Source organism: Bacillus sp. SIMBA_008 (genome assembly GCF_046535495.1).
In the GTDB taxonomy this organism is placed as follows: Bacteria; Bacillota; Bacilli; order Bacillales; family Bacillaceae; genus Bacillus; species Bacillus subtilis.
The window spans coordinates 1-232 of sequence record NZ_JAWRWL010001351.1 but is presented as its reverse complement, the minus strand read 5'-3'; the positions used below and the strand labels follow the sequence as shown (position 1 = coordinate 232).

1 pseudogene is annotated in these 232 nt (G+C 71.1%); it reads left to right on the top strand.

The window, feature by feature from the left end:
* Positions 1–232: pseudogene (locus tag SB658_RS27850) on the top strand (hypothetical protein); the annotation flags it as partial.

Sequence of the window (232 nt, the reverse complement as noted above, 5' to 3'; positions counted from 1 at the left end):
GCGCATGAGCGCCGCACTGCCCGGCGCCGCCGTCATGCTGTACACCGTCGACGCACTGCTCGACGACGACTTCGAGGGCGTGCTCGAGCGCATCGCCGCCCTCGGCTATCAGGGCGTCGAGACCTACGGCCTGCATGGTCGCTCGGCCGCAGACGTGAAGCGGATGCTGGATCGCACGGGTCTCGCCGTCGTGAGCTCGCACGCGCCGTTCCCCTTCGGGCCGGAAGCCCCG